Source organism: Paenibacillus sp. ALJ109b (genome assembly GCF_010747435.1).
In the GTDB taxonomy this organism is placed as follows: domain Bacteria; phylum Bacillota; class Bacilli; order Paenibacillales; family Paenibacillaceae; genus Paenibacillus; species Paenibacillus taichungensis.
The window spans coordinates 251092-270593 of the sequence record NZ_JAAIFP010000004.1 but is presented as its reverse complement, the minus strand read 5'-3'; the positions used below and the strand labels follow the sequence as shown (position 1 = coordinate 270593).

The window sequence follows — 19502 nt, the reverse complement described above, 5'->3', positions numbered from 1 at the left end:
TATTTGATACATGGCATCGGTTTTGCATGTGTTCAGGAAACATGAAGGAGGTGAGATCCATGGCATCCCGTAAAGAAGTGGCTGATCTTGCCGGTGTTTCGGAAGCTACAGTATCACGAGTTCTTAATGGCGTTGGCCCTATTAAAGATGAAACTCGTCGCAAGGTTATTGAGGCTTCTGAGCAGTTGGGTTACGTGCCCAGCGCACTGGCCCGTAGCTTTGCGAGAAGTAAGAGTGGTAACCTCGGTGTGGTGTTGCCTTACGTCCCGAAAGCACACTTGTTCTCAGCGTATTTCTTCTCGGAAATGCTGAGTGGCATTGGGAGCAAAGCCAGAGACAGCGGCATGGACTTGCTGGTCATGTTCAGGACACCGGGTGAAGTGATGAATTATACGGATCTGTTCCGCCGTCAGAAAGTGGATGCTTGCATCATTCTTGGCGCTCGAGATGATTATGGAGAACTGGATGCTTTGCAACAGCTTCAGCAGGAAGGACATCCATTTTGCATCATGAACCAGCACTTTGACAGTGAATCATTCATGGAAGTGGATGCTGATCATGTGGAGGGCAGCAGACTGGCAATACGTCACCTTACCGATCAAGGGTATCGGAACATTGCTTTTCTCAATGGACCAGACAGCTATTCCAACAGTCAGGAGCGGCTTCGGGGCGTTCAGATCGGATTGAATGAAGCCGGAATGCAGGTGGATTCCAGTCTATTGCTGGAGGGAAATTACAGCAGACGAAGCGGAGTGGAGGCAGCTGCCACCATTGCTGCACGGCTTGACGAGATTGATGCTGTATTTGCTGCGAATGACCGGATGGCGATCGGTGTTATGCATGGTTTGCGTGAGCGTGGAATCAAGGTTCAGGATTTCCCCGCGTTTGTGGGTTACGATGACTCCGATGCGGCCGAGATGGCAGTTCCACCGCTGAGCAGCGTCAGGGTTCCCTTTTATGAAATGGGAGAACTGGCTGCATCCAAGCTTATTCATGGATCATTGGGAGTAACAGCTACATCAGTGAATACCGAACCCCCCGTAGAAACAGCAAGGCAATTGTTGCCTACGGAACTGATCATCCGTGCCTCTTCAATCCGTAATTAATACATGGCTATGATAACAGCGATCGAAAGGGTGTTCTGTCATCGGAGTGGCAAGTGTAAATATTCTTTAGTTCAACCTGTATAGCTATATCCCAAAGGAGGAAATGACCATGTCAAATCGTCTTCGTGTCGGAATGGTTGGATACAAATTTATGGGAAAAGCCCACAGCAACGCTTATCGCAGTCTGCCGATGTTTTTCCCATCTGCACCGCTGCAGCCGGAGATGTCTGTAATCTGCGGACGTAACGAGCAGGGAGTTCAGGAGGCTGCCAGTCAGTTCGGCTGGTCTGAAAGTATAACGGACTGGCGCGAGCTGGTGCGGCGTGATGACATCGATCTGATCGATATTAACGCTCCAAGTGATGCCCATAAGGAAATCGCGTTGGAAGCCGCTCGTCAAGGTAAACATCTGTTCTGTGAAAAACCGCTGGCTCTGTCGCTTGCTGATTCGCGTGAAATGCTCCAGGCTGCTGAAGAGGCAGGAGTTACACACATGGTCGGGTTCAACTACCGTTTCTCTCCAGCTGTGCAGCTGGCCAAAGAGTTGGTGCAAAGCGGACGCCTAGGCAAAATCTATCATTTCCGTGCGTTTTTCCTTCAGGATTGGATCATGGACCCTTCGTTCCCACTGGTATGGCGTCTGCAAAAAGACGTGGCCGGTTCAGGCTCACATGGCGATCTTGGCGCACATCTGATTGATCTCGCACGTTTCCTGGTGGGTGAATTCAAGGAAGTAATTGGGATGAGCGAAACGTTCATCAAAGAGCGGCCGCTGGCTTCGGAAATGACTGGACTTAGCGCCAAAGGCAGTTCGAACGCAGATGCTCCAAAGGGCGAAGTGACGGTAGATGATGCCACGTTGTTCCTCGCACGGTTTGCAGATGGTGCGTTGGGAAGCTTCGAGGCTACACGGTTTGCAGCAGGTCATCGCAGTACCAACTCGTTTGAGATCAATGGCAGTCTGGGCAGCGTCCGGTTTGATTTTGAACGGATGAATGAACTGGAAGTGTATTTTACGAAGGACGATGAAGATGTGCAGGGCTTCCGCCGTGTTTTGGCGACCGATCCGGCACACAAATATGCTGAGGCGTGGTGGCCAGCGGGACATACGATTGGATTCGAGCATACGTTCACACATGAAATGCTGGAACTGGTGACTGCGATCTCCGAAGGACGGCAGCCTGAGCCAAGTTTCCATGATGGGGTTGCCTGTCAAGCGGTATTGGAAGCCGTTGAACGTTCCGTTACAGAGCGCCGCTGGGTGTCGCTAGAAGAAATGTAAGCATTGAACCACTGAATTGTGAAGTGGACATCATGGTGGCACTCATTTGAAATAAATAAGCTAGATTTAAGCTAGGATGTTGACCTCGGAGAGGTCTTGGGTTTGCGTAAGGTCCGATAGAGAATGACAATAACTTAACTTCCGGAAAGCGAGTGATGGGTGATGAGCAAAGCACTAATCGTATGGGGCGGCTGGGATGGACATGAACCAGAGCAGGTAGCAGCGATTTTTGAACGCATTTTGAAGGAAGAACAATTCGAGGTTGAGGTCTCAGATACACTGGAAGCTTATGCCGATGCAGAGAAACTGCTGGGTCTGAACCTAATCGTTCCGTTGTGGACAATGGGACAGATTGAACAGGAACTAGTCAATAACGTATCTGCGGCTGTTCAGAGCGGCGTGGGTCTTGCGGGTCTTCATGGCGGGATGTGTGATGCGTTCCGCAACAACGTCGACTGGCAGTTCATGACGGGTGGACAGTGGGTTGCGCATCCAGGGAACGACGGCGTGGAGTACACGATAAACATGAAGCGTGGTTCCAGTCCGCTCCTGGATCATATTGAAGATTTCCAAGTGAAAAGTGAACAGTACTACCTGCACGTGGACCCTGCTGTTGAAGTGCTGGCAACAACACGCTTCCCAATTGTTAACGGTCCTCACGCAGCGAATGGCCCAGTAGATATGCCAGTCGTTTGGACTAAACGCTGGGGTGCAGGTCGTGTGTTCTACAACTCGCTCGGACACCATGCAGATATCGTGGAGATGAAACAGGTTACTGAAATGATGCGTAGTGGTTTCAAATGGACTGCCGCAGGCAAAGCTCTTGCGCAAAGCCGCAAGGACGCAGTGGCTGAAGTTTACACAGGAATGGCTGATAACCAAAGTCACTAATTAAATTTAAATCTAATTCTAATTCATATCCGTTGAGATAAATATATTGACCCACATAAAGCGGTCTTGAGTTGTTTTGGAAGCGCTATATCAATTGGGAACACGAAGGGAGTCCAGGCATGAAAACAATGAAAGTAGGCATTATAGGCTGCGGTAAAATCAGCGGTATTTATATGGAGAACTGTCACCGATTTGAGGTGCTTGATCTTGTAGCGGTTGCAGATCTAGATCGGAACAGGGCAGAAGAGCAAGCAGCTGCTTATCATGTTCCTAACGTATACACGGTAGATGAAATTTTGGCAGACCCTGAGATCAACTTGATTATCAATCTGACAATCCCTGCCGTTCATGCAGATGTATGCTTGAGAGCACTCGAAGCAGGCAAACATGTATACGTGGAAAAACCACTCGCCGTCACACGAGAAGAGGGTCAGGCAGTCCTGGAAACAGCTAAGCATAAAGGGCTGCTGGTAGGCTGTGCGCCAGAGACGTTCTTCGGTTCAGGAATTCAGACGGCACTCAAAGTGGTAGAGGATGGTGTCATTGGCAAGCCTGTGGCAGCTACCGCATTTATGATGAGCCGTGGGCATGAGCACTGGCATCCAGATCCGGAGTTCTACTATGCAGCCGGTGGCGGGCCGATGTTTGATATGGGTCCTTATTATCTGACTGCGCTCGTACAATTGCTGGGACCAATCAAGTCCATTGCTGGCATGACGGGCAAAGCGATGGAACAGCGGACGATCACGAGTGAGAAAAAGCGGGGTCAGAGCATCCCAGTTGAAATTCCGACGCATGTAGCGGGCTTGTTGCAGTTTGAGCAGGGAGCCATTGGCACGCTGATTACAAGTTTTGACGTATTTGGCGGAAGTGTATTGCCACCGATTGAAGTATACGGCACTCATGGAACCCTACAGGTTCCTGATCCAAACACATTCGGCGGTCCAGTTCGTTACCGTTTGCTAGGTGATGAGGAATGGACTGAGGTACCCCTTCTACCAGGATATCAGGAAAATACGCGTGGCATCGGTGTTGCAGATATGGCTTATGCAGTGGGCAGCGGACGCGCACACCGGGCAAGTGGAGAGCTTGCCTACCATGTACTCGAAGCGATGTGGGCGTTCCATGATTCTTCGGATGAGCAGACTTTTTATAAAATGGACAGCACATGTCAGCGCCCAGCTGCACTGCCTGCAGATCTTCCATTATACACACTTGATCAATAATCGATTTAGATAGAACTATAGCCCTGACTCCCGATGCGAGGGAAGCAGGGCTATTTTCATTTTATATCAAGGTATGATTAGGGTTCGAATCCGGCCTGGCTAATCCAGATTTCATCTTCCTCAAAATGCGCCTTCATTCGCTCGACTACCATTTTGTATGCCTCGGGACTGTACCAATCTTCCTTGCCCACTTCTTCGTAAAATGGCTTCATGCCAAGTCTCCGGGTTCGCTTGCCTTCACTGCCATCTCCCATGAAGTAATCGTCAATGCATATACGCTCGACCAACGGCCTCAGGATGGCTGCAAAGTTCTCGCTGCTGGGTAATACTGGCGCAATAGCAGCCTGTGTGGGTATACCGGCATCTCGCAGTTGTTCCAGGGCACGCAATCTGCCAGCGATTGGCGGAGCTGAAGGACTGAACTGCTTGCGCATATCATCCAGATCCGTTTCCACGGTCATGCTAACCCGGACCCGGTCACCCAACTTTTGCAGCAGATCGATATCTCGGGTCACCAATGGGCTTCGGGTTTGAACCAATATAAAATCGGGTGGATGCTGGGCCATGACTTCAAGCAAAGACCGCGTGATTTGCTCCTTATATTCTACGGGCTGATATGGGTCTGTACTGGATGACATAAAAAGAGTGACTTTACCTTTTGATTTCGCACGCTTCAGCTCTTTGGCAAACACATTGGCGGCTTCCTGTTTCACATCAACCCAGCTGCCCCATGGCTCTTTGCGAAATAAAGATACGGGCATTTGCCTTACATAACAGTAGGAACAGCCAAAAGCGCAGCCTGTGTAGGGATTCAGGGTATGCGTATAACCATTAAGGAACCCAGTTCCTTTGTTCAGCAATGTTTTGGGTATTTTGTATACGAAGCTGGTCTTCATGATTGATCACGCCTTTGTTCACGATAATTGGCAGGTGTGTTTCCTGTATGTTTTCGAAATACAGTAATAAAATACGCCGGATTGGCTATGCCAACCTGTCGACCGATATCTGTGACGGTAAGCCGGGTGCTTTCAAGCAATTTCCGGGCTTCGGTGACTCGTTTTTCCTGAATATACTCAACCGGAGTTAGGCCGGTAATCCGTTTGAACACCCGATGCAGATGATATGGACTCCCGTGACTCACATTTGCAAGAATATCAAGTGTTAGAGGCTCGGCAAAATGATATTCAATATAGTCTGTTACAACAGAAATCCATTCCTGATCGGGGATTCGCTCCCCCGTTGGTTTGCACCGTTTGCATGGACGGAAATGTAAGGCCAATGCTTCTTCAGGGTTGTTAAATATAGAGACATTCTCGTATTTGGGTGCTTTCGACTTGCAGGAAGGTCGGCAAAAGATGCCTGTTGTTTTGACACCATAATAGAATTTACCATCAAAGTTGCTGTCGTTGTGGATAATAGCATTCCAATGTTTTTCATCTATAGCAACTGAATTTGTTTGATCGGGGTTGTGACTTTCCAAAAGAATCACCTCAAGTCTCATTATACCCCTGATTTATAGAGATCGACGAAGTTTCAAACAAAAAAGCAAGATATCAATATGTTGGAAATGGACATCCCTTCAATCTGGTTGAAATATAAGCTACAATGTACAGGATGGCAAGCTGTTTAATTGTGAAATTTATTTACGAAAGAGGTAGATTGAATGGTTCGTTTTGGAGTGGTAGGTACCAACTGGATTACAGAAAGACTTCTTGAGGCCGCTGCACAAGTCGAAGGATTCGAATTGACCGCCGTGTATTCAAGAACTGAAGATAAAGCTAATGCATTTGCAGATCAATATCAGGCTGCACTTCGATTCACCAACCTGGAAGAGATGGCTGCGAGTGACGGTCTTGATGCCGTGTACATTGCTACACCGAATACCTTTCATGCCGAGCAGGCAGAGTTGTTTCTGAGAAACGGCAAACATGTACTGTGCGAGAAGCCTTTGGCTGCCAATGGGGCAGAGGTCCGTCGTTTGATTGATACCGCGAAAGAACATGGAGTTCTGCTCATGGAAGCCATGAAATCGACCCTTGTTCCCTCGTTCAAAATGGTACAATCTCACCTACATAAAATTGGCCCGGTACGTAAATATGTGGCGAGTTACTGCCAGTACTCTTCCCGGTACGACAAGTATAAGGAAGGAATCATTCTGAATGCGTTCAAACCCGATCTTGCTAACGGAGCGTTAATGGATCTTGGGGTGTATTGTCTCTATCCATTGATTACGCTGTTCGGCGAGCCTAAACAAGTTCAATCCCAGGCAATGATGCTGGAATCAGGGGTGGATGGACAAGGCAGTGTCATTCTGAATTATGATGAGATGGAAGCGGTAGTGACGTACTCCAAAATCTCCAATTCTCACGTTCCAAGTGAAATTATGGGCGAACGCGGCAGCATCATCATTGACAAAATTGGCTCACCCGAACATGCGGAGATACGCTACAATGATGGTACGGTGGAAAAACTCACTGCCGAGCAAATTTACCCGTCGATGTATTATGAGGTGGAGGAATTTGTTAATCTGATTCAGCAGGGCAAAAAGGAATCGGATATGAACACCTATGAACGTTCCTATGTTACCATGCAGGTGATGGATCAGATCCGGCAGCAGATTGGTCTTGTTTTTCCTAACGATTAATTCTGAAAGTGAGCTGAGACGAGATGAGCAGAGAAGAGCAGAAGAGCAGAGTAGCCGGCCTGGAGCTGGCACAGATTATTTTTATCGGGCGAACCTTCGAGGAATATATGAAGATGTTCAACCTGACCGTGGAAGAAATTAAAGGTAAGTCTATTCTCGATTGTCCAGGTGGGGCTTGTTCATTCAGCAGCCATGCGCGAGAGTGGGGTGCAGATCCCATTGCAGCGGATATTGCCTATGAACATGAGATCGGCCAACTGGAAGTGAAGGGACTTCAGGATATTGAACATACGATGAAACAAATGGAACAAGTACATGACAAATATAGATGGGATGATTTCGGTTCGATCCATGGCTTGGAAGAAGAACGTAGACGTGCAATCACCGGCTGTGTAACAGATATGAGACGTTTCCCTGACCATTATGTGGCTTCTGTACTGCCGGAGTTACCTTTTGCCGATGAACAATTCGATCTGACATTGTCTGCGCATTTCCTGTTTACGTATGCAGATCGCCTGGATGCCGAATTCCATCTACAGACGATCCTTGAGCTATTGCGTGTGTCCAAGCGGGAGCTGCGTATTTTTCCTACGGTAGACTTGTCTGGCAAGCGTTATGAGCATATGGATCAATTAAAGGATATTCTGGAAGAACGCGGATATATTACTTCTGAAGAGAAGACTTCATACGAATTCCAGCGAGGAGCACACACGATGCTCCATATTGTGAAATCCCGGTAAAAATATCTGAATTGCAACAACACAGATAGCACTTCATTCATGAAGTTTTAGTAATATACGCATGACCAGAAGAGGTTAGGAGGTTTTATCGGATGAAAAAAGTACTTATACTTGGTGGGACACGGTTTTTCGGCAAACGTCTGGTTGATCATTTACTGTGGGAAGGAAAGTCTCAAATCACAGTCGCAACTCGCGGCAAAACGAATGTAGACTTTGGACCCGAGGTCAATCGGATTAAAATGGATCGTGAGGACCCGAAATCTCTTGCCGAGGTTGCGCAGACCGACATGTGGGATATTGTCTATGACAACATCTGTTACTCGCCGGATGCGGCGAAGTCGGCTTGCGAAGCTTTTGCGGGACGTACCCAAAGATACATTTTGACATCAACGCTCTCGGTATATGGAGATCCCAAACCTGGATTTACCGAAGCCGATTTCGATCCGTACACCTACCCGGTGCAATACGGAAGCCACGAAGATTTCTCGTATGGAGAGGGTAAACGTTTAGCCGAAGCTGTGTTTTTCCAGGAAGCGGATTTCCCGGTGGCGGCGATGCGTATTCCGATTGTACTTGGAATTGATGATTACACACGAAGACTCCATTTTCATATTGAACATGTGCAAAAAGGAAAACCTATCGGCATGCCAAATCCGAACGCCGAGATTGGTTTTATCAATTCCACCGAAGCCGCGAGATTTCTCGCTTGGCTTGGACATTCATCCATTACAGGACCTGTGAATGCAGCGTCCAAAGGGACGATAACACTTTCCGCCATGATGCATCTGATCGAAACGGTAACAGGCATGCAATCCCAGGTACTGACCGAAACGATCAAAGAAGACATGTCACCTTTTGGAATTTCGGAATCCTGGACAATGGATACATCCAAAGCAGAGCAGGCGGGATATACGTTCGAAGCATTAATGGATTGGTTCCCGGGTCTGGTTCGGGAAGTCGCTCTGGCACTTCAATCTGAGGGATAGATTGAACTAAAGAATATTTACACTTGCTACTCCGATGACAGAACAACCTTCCGATCGCTGTTATCCCCAGATTTTTTGGATTCCCTTTTTAAAAGGGGAAAATCCGGGGATAAAGGCGAAGTGTATGCTTCCGATGTAGCTTTCTTTCATAAAGCTTTTAGCTCCGCTTCTTCAGGTTATTTCTGTCCTCTACGTTCTAGTGTAAATGCTTAGTTCAATTTATATAGATTCCATATATATAAGAGGTACAATTCATAAAAAACAGGACGCGGTCAGAGATATTCTCCGATGCGTCCTGTTTGTATTTGCTTCAACAAAACAGTTTCTCTCAAGTCAGGGTTGACCTTCGACTGATTTTCCTCTTTATTCGCAGGGTACAGAGGCCGAAGCGCGAATACGCAGCTGAGATGGCATAATGACGGTCTGTGGTTCCTCAGGAGCCTTACCTTCAATTCGGTCGATTAGCATCTGCATGCCGATCGCACCGAAATCATAGGCAGGCTGTGCAGCAACCGTGAGAATGGGATCAAAGGCAGAAGCCAGATCGAGGTCATCAAAACAGACGACCGAGATATCTTCAGGAACACGTAGCCCCCGTTTACGTAAAAGTCGAATGACGCCAATGGCGAGCATGTTGTTTGCTGCAAATATGGCTGTAGGTTTGTGCTGATGTGCAAGTAAACTGTCGATACCCACTTCATCGCTGAAATCCCGGTAGCCTGTTCGAAGGATTAAGCCTTCGTCAAAGGGCAAATCGGCTTCCCGGAGTCCCTCCATATATCCTTCTTCTCGCAGCCGCGCAGTCGAAACCTCGGAAGAACCATTAACCAGAGCTATGCAGCGATGTCCCAGATTCGTCAGATATCGAATCAATTGAAGCGCCCCATCTCGGCTGTCCCCAGCGATAACGTCAGATGTGATTCCCGGGACAGTGCGGTCCAAAATAACAAACGGAATGTTACGTTCCTGCAGCTGCTTCAAGTGATTCAGCGAGCGGTCCCCTGCAGGTGCAAACAGTACACCATCGACGCGAGTAGACAGAATGGTTTCCACATAATTTTTCTCCTTGTCGTAATCCTCGTCGCTATTGCTGAACAAGAGGCGGTAACCACGCAGATTGGCAGCGTCCTCAGCCCCCCGGGCCAGCGTTGTATAGAAGGGGTTGGTGATATCCGTAATCAACAATGACAGCATCTGAGTCCGTTGCAGCACAAGACTGCGCGCATTCGAGTTGGGTATGTAACCAAGTTCTTCGATGACCTGTTGTACACGCTCGCGTGTAGCCGGGCTAATACGACCTGTTTGATTAATGACTTTGGAGACGGTCATGGCGGAGACGTTGGCTTTTTTGGCAATATCATAAATGGTAATCAATAGGATCTAACCTTTCCGCAACATAGTCTTTCCATTCTATAGGATAATGCCGATTGACAGCAAGATAGGCTCATGCTATCTTAGGGTTACCGATAACCCTAATCATAAAAAAGTTGATTTATTTCAGTCTAACCGCTCTTCATTTTTGCTCACATCGCTTCCTTCACACTCCATAACAGGACAGCATAACGGAGTCAATAATATAGAGCGGTTTATTTAATCGAATAGTTGTAAACGCATTCATAATTAGAAAAAGAATGTCCGTTGGCATGCAAAGTAGTGTGTTACCTCGGGTATCGGTGAACAGAAGGAACAGAATCCCTAATCTGCCTTATCAAACTACACACGGACAAGTCACAAGTAATTCGTACCTATTCTATGAAACCATTGAAGGAGGACGTTTTAGTATGACACATCAGGATTATCGTTATAAACAGGCATTTCCCAAGATTGGTATTCGTCCCACAATTGACGGCAGACGCAAGGGTGTTCGTGAATCATTGGAAGAGCAGACCATGAACATGGCAACTTCCGTTGCCGAGCTGCTCGCAGCAGAACTTCGGTATCCCGATGGTTCGCCGGTACAATGCGTCGTTGCCGAGTCTTGTATTGGCGGCGTTAACGAAGCAGCGGCTGCAGCGGAACTATTCAGCCGCTCCAACGTGGGCGTGACCATTACCGTTACACCTTGCTGGTGTTATGGAACAGAAACGATGGATATGTCTCCTTCCATTCCTACGGCAATCTGGGGTTTTAACGGAACTGAACGTCCGGGGGCAGTATATCTGGCAGCAGTACTCTCTGCCCATGCACAGAAGGGGATTCCGGCCTTTGGTATCTATGGCGAGGATGTTCAGGATGGAGGAGATACGACGATTCCTGATGACGTTCGTGAGAAGTTGCTGCGCTTCAGCCGTGCGGGTCTTGCCGCTGCAACCTTGAAGGGACGTGCTTATCTGTCCATCGGCTCGGTATCCATGGGTATTGCCGGCTCCATCGTGAACGATTCCTTTTTCCAGGAGTATCTGGGTATGAGGAATGAATATGTGGATATGAGTGAACTGACTCGTCGTATAGAAGAAGAAATCTACGATCCTGAGGAGTATAAGTTGGCGCTAGCTTGGGTGAAGGAGAACTGTAGTGAAGGAGCGGACAATAATCCTGCCCATCTGCAGACAGATCGCAAACGCAAAGAGTATGAATGGGAAACGGTTGTGAAAATGACGCAGATCGTACGTGATCTGATGGCAGGCAATCCGAAGCTTGCGGAGCTAGGATTCACTGAGGAATCCATGGGTCACCATGCGATTGTATCCGGGTTTCAGGGACAACGACAGTGGACGGATCATTCACCCAACGGAGATTTTCTGGAATCCATCCTGAATTCTTCCTTTGACTGGAATGGCAAACGCTCTCCTTATCTGGTGGCAACAGAGAACGACAGCCTGAATGGTGTGTCGATGTTATTTGGTTCCTTACTTACCCATACCGCGCAGATCTTCGCAGATGTACGCACCTATTGGAGCCCGGATTCGGTAAAACGCGTGACAGGGCACCAGTTGGAAGGAAATGCAAAGGACGGTATTCTGCATCTGATCAACTCCGGTTCTGCGGCATTGGATGGTACAGGGGAACAATCAAGAGCGGGTGAGCCTGTGCTTAAGCCTTTCTGGGAAATTACAGACGAAGAGGTTCAGGACTGCCTGAAAGCGACCTCATGGCGGCCGGCATCCGTCGAATATTTCCGGGGCGGCGGCTATTCCGCTGATTTTCTGACCAAGGGTGGTATGCCTGTTACGATGACGCGTCTCAATTTGGTTAAAGGACTTGGTCCGGTATTGCAAGTGGCTCAAGGTTACACCGTCGATCTGCCTGAAGATGTGCATGATACGTTGGATCAACGGACAGATCCGACTTGGCCATCCACCTGGTTTGCACCTGTTCTGACGGGCTCAGGGGCTTTTACTTCGGTCTATGAAGTGATGAATCAATGGGGCGCGAACCATGGCTCCATCTCTTATGGACATATCGGAGCGGATTTGCTGACACTGGCTTCCATGCTTCGTATCCCGGTGAGTATGCATAATGTACCGGAATCCGAGATTTTTCGTCCACGTGCCTGGGGACTGTTCGGCACAAGTGAACCGGAAAGTGCCGATTACCGGGCATGCAGCGTCTTTGGACCGTTGTATCGTTAACATCCAAACGGCTTGTCGCGGAAGCAAAGGAGGCATGAGAGATGGGAACTCAAGCAACACATGTGCTTGCTGCCGATTACGGCGCCGGAAGCGGCCGAGTGGTCCGTGGGACTTTTGACGGGAGTAAGCTCTCGTTAGAGGAAGTGCATCGATTCAGTAACGATCCTGTACACCTGGGAGACGGATTGTACTGGGATTTCCTGCGACTTTTCCACGAACTGAAACAAGGGATTGTAAAGGGCTTGCAAGGCATCTCCCAACCGGTCCGTTCCATTGCTGTGGATACGTGGGGAGTCGACTATGGATTAGTGGACGGGGAGGGAAGATTATGCTCCAACCCCCGCCATTACCGGGAATCGCGTAATGCGAAGTGGATGGAAGAAGCCCTGCGCATGGTGAATGAAGAAGAGCTATATTCCATGTCCGGTGTCCTGCCACAACAGATAAATACCGTATTTCAACTGCTTGGAAGTGTGCGCGAGCACTCGGAAGGTCTGCGGCCAGATGTACGCATGTTATTGATGCCGGATTTATTTAACTATTATCTATCTGGTCAGCAGGCCTGTGAGTACACAATAGCCAGTACAAGCGGACTATTGCATGCCGGAGAGGTCCGTTGGAATGAACAATTGATTGGCCGACTGGGTATCCCGGAGACGTTATTCCCACCTTTCGTACAGCCAGGCACGGTGCTGGGGCAGTTAACGGATGACTTGTGTGCAGAGTTGAAGATTGAACCGATGCAAGTGATATCTGTAGGTTCACATGATACAGCATCTGCATTGGCAGCCATTCCTGCGACAGATTCGGAATTTGCCTTTATTAGCTGTGGCACCTGGTCTCTCATGGGCGTGGAACGCGACCGTCCTGTATTGGATAATCGTAGCCGTCAACTAGGGTTCACCAATGAGGGCACGGTAAATGGCAAAGTGCGAACCTTGAAGAATCGCTCAGGCCTGTGGTTATTGCAGGAGTGCAAACGGCAGTGGGAACGGGAGAATCAACGTTTTACCCATGAGGAACTGGTCCAGCTCGCTGATTCGGCAACCGCTCATCAATGTTATGTATCGCCCGGTGATGGGGTGTATTTGGCACCAGGCGACATGCCAGAGCGAATCCGGCAACAGTGCAGTGCCAGCGGGCAAGCAATACCTGAAACGATTGGGGCCATTGTACGTTGTATTCTCGAAAGTTTGGCACTGGAGTTCAGACAGACTCTGGATGAACTGGAGCTAGTTACAGGCACCCGGCCACGGGTGATTCATATGGTCGGTGGCGGGGTGCATAATCGCTTATTGTGTCAACTTACGGCGAATGCAGCAGGGATTCCGGTGATAGCGGGTCCTGCCGAGGCAACTTCAGCCGGAAATTGCATGCTGCAATTCCTGGCACATGGCGAAGTGAGCAGCTTGTCCGAGGTGCGAGAAGTTATGGCTGCTTCCTTTTCTCCCGAAACCTATGAGCCAGAAGACACCGCAAGGTGGCAGGAAGCATACGTAAGTTACCAAAACCTGAATCAAGCATTGGCGAACAGATCCAATTAGATGAGCATTTTGTAAAATGCTTAAAAAGAAAAGTCAAAGGAGTGGAGCAGAACATGTCTGAACAACAGGTAAGGGAAGAATTGACCAAATATGCTCGCAAAGCGGTTGCTCAGGGGCTAGTTGTAGGACCAGGGGGGAATCTCAGCGCCCGTTCCGAAGGAACGATGCTGCTTTCGCCAAGTGGTTATGCACTAGAGGATCTGGAGCCTGAGGAATGGATCGCGATTGATATTGAGACAGGAGAGACACGTGCCGGATCGACACGCCCTTCCTCCGAGGTGTTGATGCATCTGTATAGCTATCGGGTAAATCCTGACATTCAAGCCATTGTGCATACACATCCGGCATACACCATCGCTCTAAGTCTCGTTTTCGATGAATTGCCTCATTTGTTCCCTGATCAGTCGGCACTGGTGGGAGATATTGGCTTTGTCCCTTATGTTCTGCCCACAACCAAACTTCTTGCTGATGCGGTGGCTGCCAAGGTTGAAGAACACACAGCGCTTATTCTGGTTAACCACGGATTGGTCACGACAGGTAAAAACCTGCGCGAAGCCTACTACCGCACCCAGGTGGTGGAGGAAAGCGCCAAGGTGTACATGATCGCCAAGGCAGCAGGGGAGCCTAAAGTGCTTACTGCGGAAGAATACAAGGAGATCCAATCTCTTGAAAGTGAAGCCTACCGCGTACAGCTACTGCAACAACTCAAGTCGTAGGCGCTCCCATCCGGGTTACAATTGATTAATATCTTGGGTACATTCGGCATATGTTGCATTGGTTGCTTATATAAAAGCACTCATTTTGACCCATAATCATCCAATAGTCCCTAATACAATAACTAACTTTTTTCGACAAGTATTGCATATCCCGAAATACCGAGTATAATACTGGGTAAATAGATGCAAAGGGGATGCAATAAACGATGAAAACACATGCTGAACTGAACTCACTTCTTGTTGACGATTATCTGGATCTCCTGAACATAGCGAAACAGCTAGGTGATGAGGAGTGGAAAGAGGCCATTCTGCAAGCATTGAAAGAAGAAGTGGATGCTAATCATCATCTGGATTCAACCGAAGTTAGACAGGATCTTTGGAGTCAATTTGAAGGTATTAACGAACAGATGCATGATCTGTTAATGCAACTGAAAAATGCCGAGGGTCCCGAAGAGAAAGAACAGATTATTGAAGCCATTTGGGGACTGAAAGTGGACCGACATGCCATTACTCGCAAACTTGAAACCATGAGCCGTGCCAGCGCTGGACATCAATAAAGCTCTATCGTTTATTATAAAAAAATAAAAACCCACGTGCCGCCCTATGGAATTAATATTCCATGGGTTGGCATGTGGGTTTTGTGTTTGTTACTGTACTTGTTTATTTGAGGGTTAAAACTGTTTAGCGAGCGTACGTGCCTCTTCAATAGCTTGCTGCTTGATCTCATCTGCGCGTTCCTTATATTGGTTATGTCCTTCCACAAAAATGCCTTCAAGCTTCGGCACACCCAGGAAAGACATGATAATGCTCAGGTATCGATGACCGGATTCCATCTGAGCCGCAGGCCCTTCGGAATAAATGCCACCGCGAGCCTGAATATGCAGTGCCTTTTTGTTGGAAAGCAATCCAACCGGGCCTTGTTCCGTATAACGGAACGTTTTACCAGCCACGCAGATGGAGTCAATATAAGCCTTCATAATTGGAGGAAAAGAGAAGTTCCACATCGGTGTCACAAAAACATATTTGTCAGCAGCGGCGAATTGATCCGATAATTCATTCAAACGTTGAACCTTAGCCTTTTCTCCAGAAGTCAATTCGCTGCCGGATTGAAGTTTCCCCCAACCACTGAATACATCTGCATCAATATGAGGAATATCCGAGCGATACAAATCCAGATGAATAACCTCATCCGAGGGATGGCTTTCACGATATGCTTCCACAAACGCTTTACCTGCAGCCATGCTGAAAGAAGTTTCATGATCATGAGGATGGGCAGTAATATACAATAATGTAGACATACGGTTCTTCCTCTCTATGATGTTTTTTACAAAAAGGGCTGACATTAATAAGCGACTGATGTAGTATGCATCGTTTGTAACGTTTTATACCTGGATAGTGACCTGGTACTCATTCATGTATAATACATTGGTGTAAGGTGAATCGAACGATAATAGGAATGAGTGAGATGAGCGCATATGGGAATGGATCTGGAGAAGCAACGATTAAGCATTGAAGCAGCGAAATTGTATTATCAATCGGATTACAGCCAGCAGGATATTGCGGTCAGGCTGGGCGTGTCACGTCCAACGGTATCAAGATTACTTCAGTACGCGAAAGATCGCGGTTACGTTCGTATTGAAATTATGGACCCGCTGGAGGATATCGACATTATCGCCGGAGAACTCAAAGCCAAGTATAATCTGGATACTGCGCTTGTATGTTTTGCCCCGTTGAAGAGTGACGAAGAAATTTTGAAACATATTAGCAAAAGAGCAGCAGATTACTTACAAGATACGGTGCAAGATGCGGACATTATTGGGGTAACCTGGGGGACAACGATGAACGCCGTCGCCCGTCAGCTTCGTCCTAAGCAGGTCAAAGGCGTCGAAGTGGTTCAACTTAAGGGAGGCGTAAGCCATTCCCATGTGAATACGTATGCGGCAGAAATTGTTCATTTATTTGCGGAAGCTTTCCATACGGTTCCCCGATATTTGCCTTTGCCCGTGATCTTCGACAACATTGAAGTCAAAAAAATGGTAGAAGCAGACCGACATATTGGCAGGATTGTGGAACTTGGCCGACAGGCGAATATTGCCATGTTTACCGTAGGTACAGTGAAGGAAGATGCACTTTTGTTCAGACTGGGTTATTTTAATGATGAAGAACAGCAATTGCTGATGCATTCAGGTGCAGGTGACATTTGTTCACGTTTTTTTGATGCTGAGGGCCGGTTGATCAGTGAAGAGATTAACAACAGAACCGTCGGAATTGATCTGGCCGAGCTGCGAAATAAGGAAAAATCGATTCTCGTGGCCGGGGGAAAACGTAAAATAGAAGCCATTCATGCTGCGCTCAAAGGTCATTACGCCAACATTTTGGTAACAGATCAATACACAGCTCAGGCTTTGCTTCGATTATAATTCAATGGATGACAACATCTGCCACGCGATATGGGCGGATGTTTTACTTTCTTAGGCAGAAGCTATATTATACGATTCCTCCAAGTGAGAGAAGTCATTTGTTTAGTGAAGTTTCCATGGAATATGTTTAAATTTCAAGGATGAACAAAAGTTCATATTGATTTTTACATATGTTCATGTTAGGGTAGGGATATAGAAAATAACTAGTTCAGATAAGGGGAGATTTAATTGACTACACCACAATTAGCCAAAATGATAGATCATACCTTGCTTCGTGCAGATGCAACACAAAGTGAAATGGCCAAATTGACCGAAGAAGCGAAACAATATCAATTTGCTTCTGTATGTGTGAACCCGGGCTGGGTTGCTTATGCTGCTGAACAGCTTCAAGGTACTGGCGTCGATATTTGTACCGTTATTGGTTTCCCTCTGGGAGCTTCCACTTCCGAGACCAAAGCATTCGAAACCAAAGACGCCATCGCTAAAGGTGCTACTGAGGTGGATATGGTCATCAACATTAGTGCTCTGAAAGACGGTAAAGATGACGTTGTGGAACAGGATATTCGTGCAGTTGTTGAAGCAGCAGCGGGTAAAGCTTTGGTGAAAGTCATTATTGAAACTTGTCTGTTGACGGATGAAGAGAAAGTACGTGCATGTCAGGCAGCAGTAAAAGCTGGAGCTGATTTTGTCAAAACGTCCACAGGTTTCTCTACGGGTGGAGCAACACCAGAAGATATCGCTTTGATGCGTCGTACTGTAGGTCCGGATGTAGGCGTTAAAGCTTCCGGCGGCGTGCGTAGTCTGGAAGATATGCAAAAAATGATCGATGCAGGAGCAACTCGGATTGGCGCTAGTTCTGGTGTGAAAATCATGCAAGGCGAACAATCTGCATCTAATTATTAATTCAGGAGTAACTTGGCTCGATAAATTTCACTAGATGGAATGCTTGGATGCTTTAAAAGGGTTAACTTGTTCTTCATATCTCTCGATGGATGTGGAGAACAAGTTTTAAAGCTGATCCAAATTTATATTTTAATTAAAACCGAATCATAAAAAACCGAATTTATTGTAAGCGCTTCAACCGTTTTCTGAAAGGTTAATTCATCACATATATGGGAAACCTTTGAGCTGAATAAACATCCGGCTTAACTACCTTCAAAGGAGAGATAGAATGAAATTCCTAATTGCCCTTCTTGGTATACTAGTTGTCTTTGGACTAGCTTATCTGGTCAGCAACGGTAAGAAGAAGATCAGATATCGTCCACTAATCATCATGATTGTTTTGCAAGTAATATTGGGATACGCATTATTGAACACAGAAGTGGGTACATTTTTGATTGGCGGTTTCGCGACCGTATTTGAAAGTTTGCTTGGCTATGCGAATGACGGTATCTCATTTGTATTCGGTGGCTTGACTACCGTTGGTGCAGACAGTGGGGGCGCGCCGTTCTTCCTCAGTGTACTGATGCCGATCGTCGTCATCTCAGCGCTCATTGGGATATTGCAGTATATCCGAATCTTGCCTTTTGTTATAAAATATATTGGTCTGGTATTAAGCAAAGTCAACGGAATGGGCAAACTGGAATCATATAACGCGGTTGCTTCGGCTGTATTGGGGCAATCTGAAGTGTTCATTTCTGTAAAAAAACAAATTGGGTTGCTGCCTAAACATCGACTGTACACTTTGTGTGCCTCGGCGATGTCCACGGTATCGATGTCCATTGTCGGTGCCTATATGTCCATGATTGATCCGAAATATGTGGTTACGGCACTTGTGCTGAACCTGTTTGGCGGTTTTATCATCGCTTCCATCGTGAATCCTTATGAGGTTTCCCCGGAAGAAGATATATTGGAAGTACAGGAAGAAGAGAAACAATCCTTCTTCGAAATGTTGGGCGAGTACATTCTGGATGGTTTCAAAGTTGCTATCGTCGTAGCTGCAATGTTAATCGGTTTTGTTGCTCTGATCGCACTGGTTAACGGGATCTTCAGTGCAGTGCTCGGCGTTTCGTTCCAGGAACTGCTTGGTTATGTGTTTGCACCATTTGCCTTCATTATGGGTGTTCCTTGGAAAGAAGCGATTCAGGCGGGAAGTATTATGGCTACCAAAATGGTATCCAACGAATTCGTTGCCATGCTTGATCTGACCAAACAGACTACATTGTCTGCCAGAACAACAGGGATCGTATCCGTCTTCCTCGTATCGTTCGCTAACTTCTCCTCAATCGGTATTATTGCCGGTGCGGTGAAGGGACTTCATGAGAAACAAGGTAATGTGGTGGCCCGCTTCGGTCTGAAACTGCTTTACGGTGCATCGCTTGTCAGCGTGCTGTCTGCGATCATCGCCGGACTGTTCTTGTAAAGCCGGATTATTG

18 protein-coding genes are annotated in these 19502 nt (G+C 47.3%); 14 read left to right on the top strand and 4 right to left on the bottom strand.

The genetic code is table 11. The features are described 5' to 3' along the window. The first annotated feature begins 59 nt into the window (after positions 1-59). The 4 genes from G3352_RS04330 to G3352_RS04315 all read left to right on the top strand — a co-directional run bounded on the left by G3352_RS04330 (position 60) and on the right by G3352_RS04315 (position 4505). On the top strand, positions 60-1106 hold the full coding sequence (locus G3352_RS04330) for a LacI family DNA-binding transcriptional regulator (protein WP_163754163.1): 1047 nt from the start codon (positions 60-62) through the stop codon (positions 1104-1106). 109 nt (positions 1107-1215) lie between these two features. Continuing rightward, positions 1216-2388 (top strand): Gfo/Idh/MocA family protein, encoded by a 1173-nt coding sequence (locus G3352_RS04325; protein WP_163754160.1) that lies wholly within the window; start codon positions 1216-1218, stop codon positions 2386-2388. Positions 2389-2550: 162 nt separating this feature from the next. Then, positions 2551-3279 (top strand): ThuA domain-containing protein, encoded by a 729-nt coding sequence (locus G3352_RS04320; RefSeq protein WP_163754158.1) that lies wholly within the window; start codon positions 2551-2553, stop codon positions 3277-3279. Between the two features lie 119 nt (positions 3280-3398). Then, positions 3399-4505 carry a Gfo/Idh/MocA family protein gene (locus tag G3352_RS04315; RefSeq protein WP_163754155.1) on the top strand — a complete coding sequence of 369 codons (1107 nt, stop codon included), beginning with the start codon at positions 3399-3401 and terminating at the stop codon, positions 4503-4505. A 77-nt stretch (positions 4506-4582) separates the two neighbouring features. Here G3352_RS04315 and G3352_RS04310 read toward each other — a convergent pair whose 3' ends face one another. Further along, entirely contained in the window at positions 4583-5401 is an 819-nt protein-coding gene (locus G3352_RS04310; protein ID WP_163754152.1) for an SPL family radical SAM protein, read from the bottom strand. Beyond that, on the bottom strand, positions 5398-6006 hold the full coding sequence (locus G3352_RS04305) for a bifunctional transcriptional activator/DNA repair enzyme AdaA (protein WP_163754149.1): 609 nt from the start codon (positions 6004-6006) through the stop codon (positions 5398-5400). The genes G3352_RS04310 and G3352_RS04305 overlap by 4 nt, the downstream gene beginning before the upstream one ends. A gap of 162 nt (positions 6007-6168) precedes the next feature. Here G3352_RS04305 and G3352_RS04300 point away from each other — a divergent pair, with 162 nt between their 5' ends. From G3352_RS04300 to G3352_RS04290, 3 genes are all read left to right on the top strand, one after another. Next, positions 6169-7149: a Gfo/Idh/MocA family protein gene (locus G3352_RS04300; protein WP_163754145.1), complete on the top strand. Its 981-nt coding sequence runs from the start codon at positions 6169-6171 to the stop codon at positions 7147-7149. Between the two features lie 23 nt (positions 7150-7172). Then, positions 7173-7889 carry an SAM-dependent methyltransferase gene (locus G3352_RS04295; RefSeq protein ID WP_163754142.1) on the top strand — a complete coding sequence of 239 codons (717 nt, stop codon included), beginning with the start codon at positions 7173-7175 and terminating at the stop codon, positions 7887-7889. Between the two features lie 92 nt (positions 7890-7981). After that, positions 7982-8875 carry an NAD-dependent epimerase/dehydratase family protein gene (locus G3352_RS04290; RefSeq protein ID WP_099853925.1) on the top strand — a complete coding sequence of 298 codons (894 nt, stop codon included), beginning with the start codon at positions 7982-7984 and terminating at the stop codon, positions 8873-8875. A 363-nt stretch (positions 8876-9238) separates the two neighbouring features. On the opposite strand, the gene G3352_RS04285 is transcribed toward G3352_RS04290, so the two are convergent. Beyond that, positions 9239-10249 carry a LacI family DNA-binding transcriptional regulator gene (locus G3352_RS04285; protein ID WP_163754139.1) on the bottom strand — a complete coding sequence of 337 codons (1011 nt, stop codon included), beginning with the start codon at positions 10247-10249 and terminating at the stop codon, positions 9239-9241. A gap of 407 nt (positions 10250-10656) precedes the next feature. Here G3352_RS04285 and G3352_RS04280 point away from each other — a divergent pair, with 407 nt between their 5' ends. The 4 genes from G3352_RS04280 (at position 10657) to G3352_RS04265 (ending at position 15264) form a co-directional block, all read left to right on the top strand. Continuing rightward, positions 10657-12447: an L-fucose isomerase gene (locus G3352_RS04280; RefSeq protein ID WP_163754137.1), complete on the top strand. Its 1791-nt coding sequence runs from the start codon at positions 10657-10659 to the stop codon at positions 12445-12447. A gap of 41 nt (positions 12448-12488) precedes the next feature. Beyond that, positions 12489-13991 carry a rhamnulokinase gene (locus G3352_RS04275; RefSeq protein ID WP_163754132.1) on the top strand — a complete coding sequence of 501 codons (1503 nt, stop codon included), beginning with the start codon at positions 12489-12491 and terminating at the stop codon, positions 13989-13991. Between the two features lie 53 nt (positions 13992-14044). Further along, positions 14045-14707, top strand: coding sequence for a class II aldolase/adducin family protein (locus G3352_RS04270; protein ID WP_163754129.1), 663 nt, complete (start codon positions 14045-14047; stop codon positions 14705-14707). Positions 14708-14913: 206 nt separating this feature from the next. Beyond that, entirely contained in the window at positions 14914-15264 is a 351-nt protein-coding gene (locus tag G3352_RS04265; protein WP_063563897.1) for a hypothetical protein, read from the top strand. Positions 15265-15378: 114 nt separating this feature from the next. On the opposite strand, the gene G3352_RS04260 is transcribed toward G3352_RS04265, so the two are convergent. Continuing rightward, positions 15379-16005 carry an FMN-dependent NADH-azoreductase gene (locus G3352_RS04260; protein WP_163754126.1) on the bottom strand — a complete coding sequence of 209 codons (627 nt, stop codon included), beginning with the start codon at positions 16003-16005 and terminating at the stop codon, positions 15379-15381. A gap of 183 nt (positions 16006-16188) precedes the next feature. Here G3352_RS04260 and G3352_RS04255 point away from each other — a divergent pair, with 183 nt between their 5' ends. The 3 genes from G3352_RS04255 to G3352_RS04245 all read left to right on the top strand — a co-directional run bounded on the left by G3352_RS04255 (position 16189) and on the right by G3352_RS04245 (position 19489). Continuing rightward, positions 16189-17127, top strand: a complete 939-nt coding sequence (locus tag G3352_RS04255) for a sugar-binding transcriptional regulator (RefSeq protein WP_053780650.1) — start codon at positions 16189-16191, stop codon at positions 17125-17127. Positions 17128-17379: 252 nt separating this feature from the next. Then, positions 17380-18030: a deoxyribose-phosphate aldolase gene (deoC, locus tag G3352_RS04250; protein ID WP_090996294.1), complete on the top strand. Its 651-nt coding sequence runs from the start codon at positions 17380-17382 to the stop codon at positions 18028-18030. Between the two features lie 268 nt (positions 18031-18298). Beyond that, positions 18299-19489, top strand: coding sequence for a NupC/NupG family nucleoside CNT transporter (locus G3352_RS04245; protein ID WP_163754123.1), 1191 nt, complete (start codon positions 18299-18301; stop codon positions 19487-19489). Positions 19490-19502: the final 13 nt, after the last annotated feature.

Coding starts and splice junctions, on each gene's coding strand:
- G3352_RS04330 (WP_163754163.1), top strand. CDS start 60: ATGGCATCCCGTAAAGAAGTGGCTGATCTTGCCGGTGTTTCGGAAGCT.
- G3352_RS04325 (WP_163754160.1), top strand. CDS start 1,216: ATGTCAAATCGTCTTCGTGTCGGAATGGTTGGATACAAATTTATGGGA.
- G3352_RS04320 (WP_163754158.1), top strand. CDS start 2,551: ATGAGCAAAGCACTAATCGTATGGGGCGGCTGGGATGGACATGAACCA.
- G3352_RS04315 (WP_163754155.1), top strand. CDS start 3,399: ATGAAAACAATGAAAGTAGGCATTATAGGCTGCGGTAAAATCAGCGGT.
- G3352_RS04310 (WP_163754152.1), bottom strand. CDS start 5,401: ATGAAGACCAGCTTCGTATACAAAATACCCAAAACATTGCTGAACAAA.
- G3352_RS04305 (WP_163754149.1), bottom strand. CDS start 6,006: ATGAGACTTGAGGTGATTCTTTTGGAAAGTCACAACCCCGATCAAACA.
- G3352_RS04300 (WP_163754145.1), top strand. CDS start 6,169: ATGGTTCGTTTTGGAGTGGTAGGTACCAACTGGATTACAGAAAGACTT.
- G3352_RS04295 (WP_163754142.1), top strand. CDS start 7,173: ATGAGCAGAGAAGAGCAGAAGAGCAGAGTAGCCGGCCTGGAGCTGGCA.
- G3352_RS04290 (WP_099853925.1), top strand. CDS start 7,982: ATGAAAAAAGTACTTATACTTGGTGGGACACGGTTTTTCGGCAAACGT.
- G3352_RS04280 (WP_163754137.1), top strand. CDS start 10,657: ATGACACATCAGGATTATCGTTATAAACAGGCATTTCCCAAGATTGGT.
- G3352_RS04275 (WP_163754132.1), top strand. CDS start 12,489: ATGGGAACTCAAGCAACACATGTGCTTGCTGCCGATTACGGCGCCGGA.
- G3352_RS04270 (WP_163754129.1), top strand. CDS start 14,045: ATGTCTGAACAACAGGTAAGGGAAGAATTGACCAAATATGCTCGCAAA.
- G3352_RS04265 (WP_063563897.1), top strand. CDS start 14,914: ATGAAAACACATGCTGAACTGAACTCACTTCTTGTTGACGATTATCTG.
- G3352_RS04260 (WP_163754126.1), bottom strand. CDS start 16,005: ATGTCTACATTATTGTATATTACTGCCCATCCTCATGATCATGAAACT.
- G3352_RS04255 (WP_053780650.1), top strand. CDS start 16,189: ATGGATCTGGAGAAGCAACGATTAAGCATTGAAGCAGCGAAATTGTAT.
- deoC (WP_090996294.1), top strand. CDS start 17,380: ATGATAGATCATACCTTGCTTCGTGCAGATGCAACACAAAGTGAAATG.
- G3352_RS04245 (WP_163754123.1), top strand. CDS start 18,299: ATGAAATTCCTAATTGCCCTTCTTGGTATACTAGTTGTCTTTGGACTA.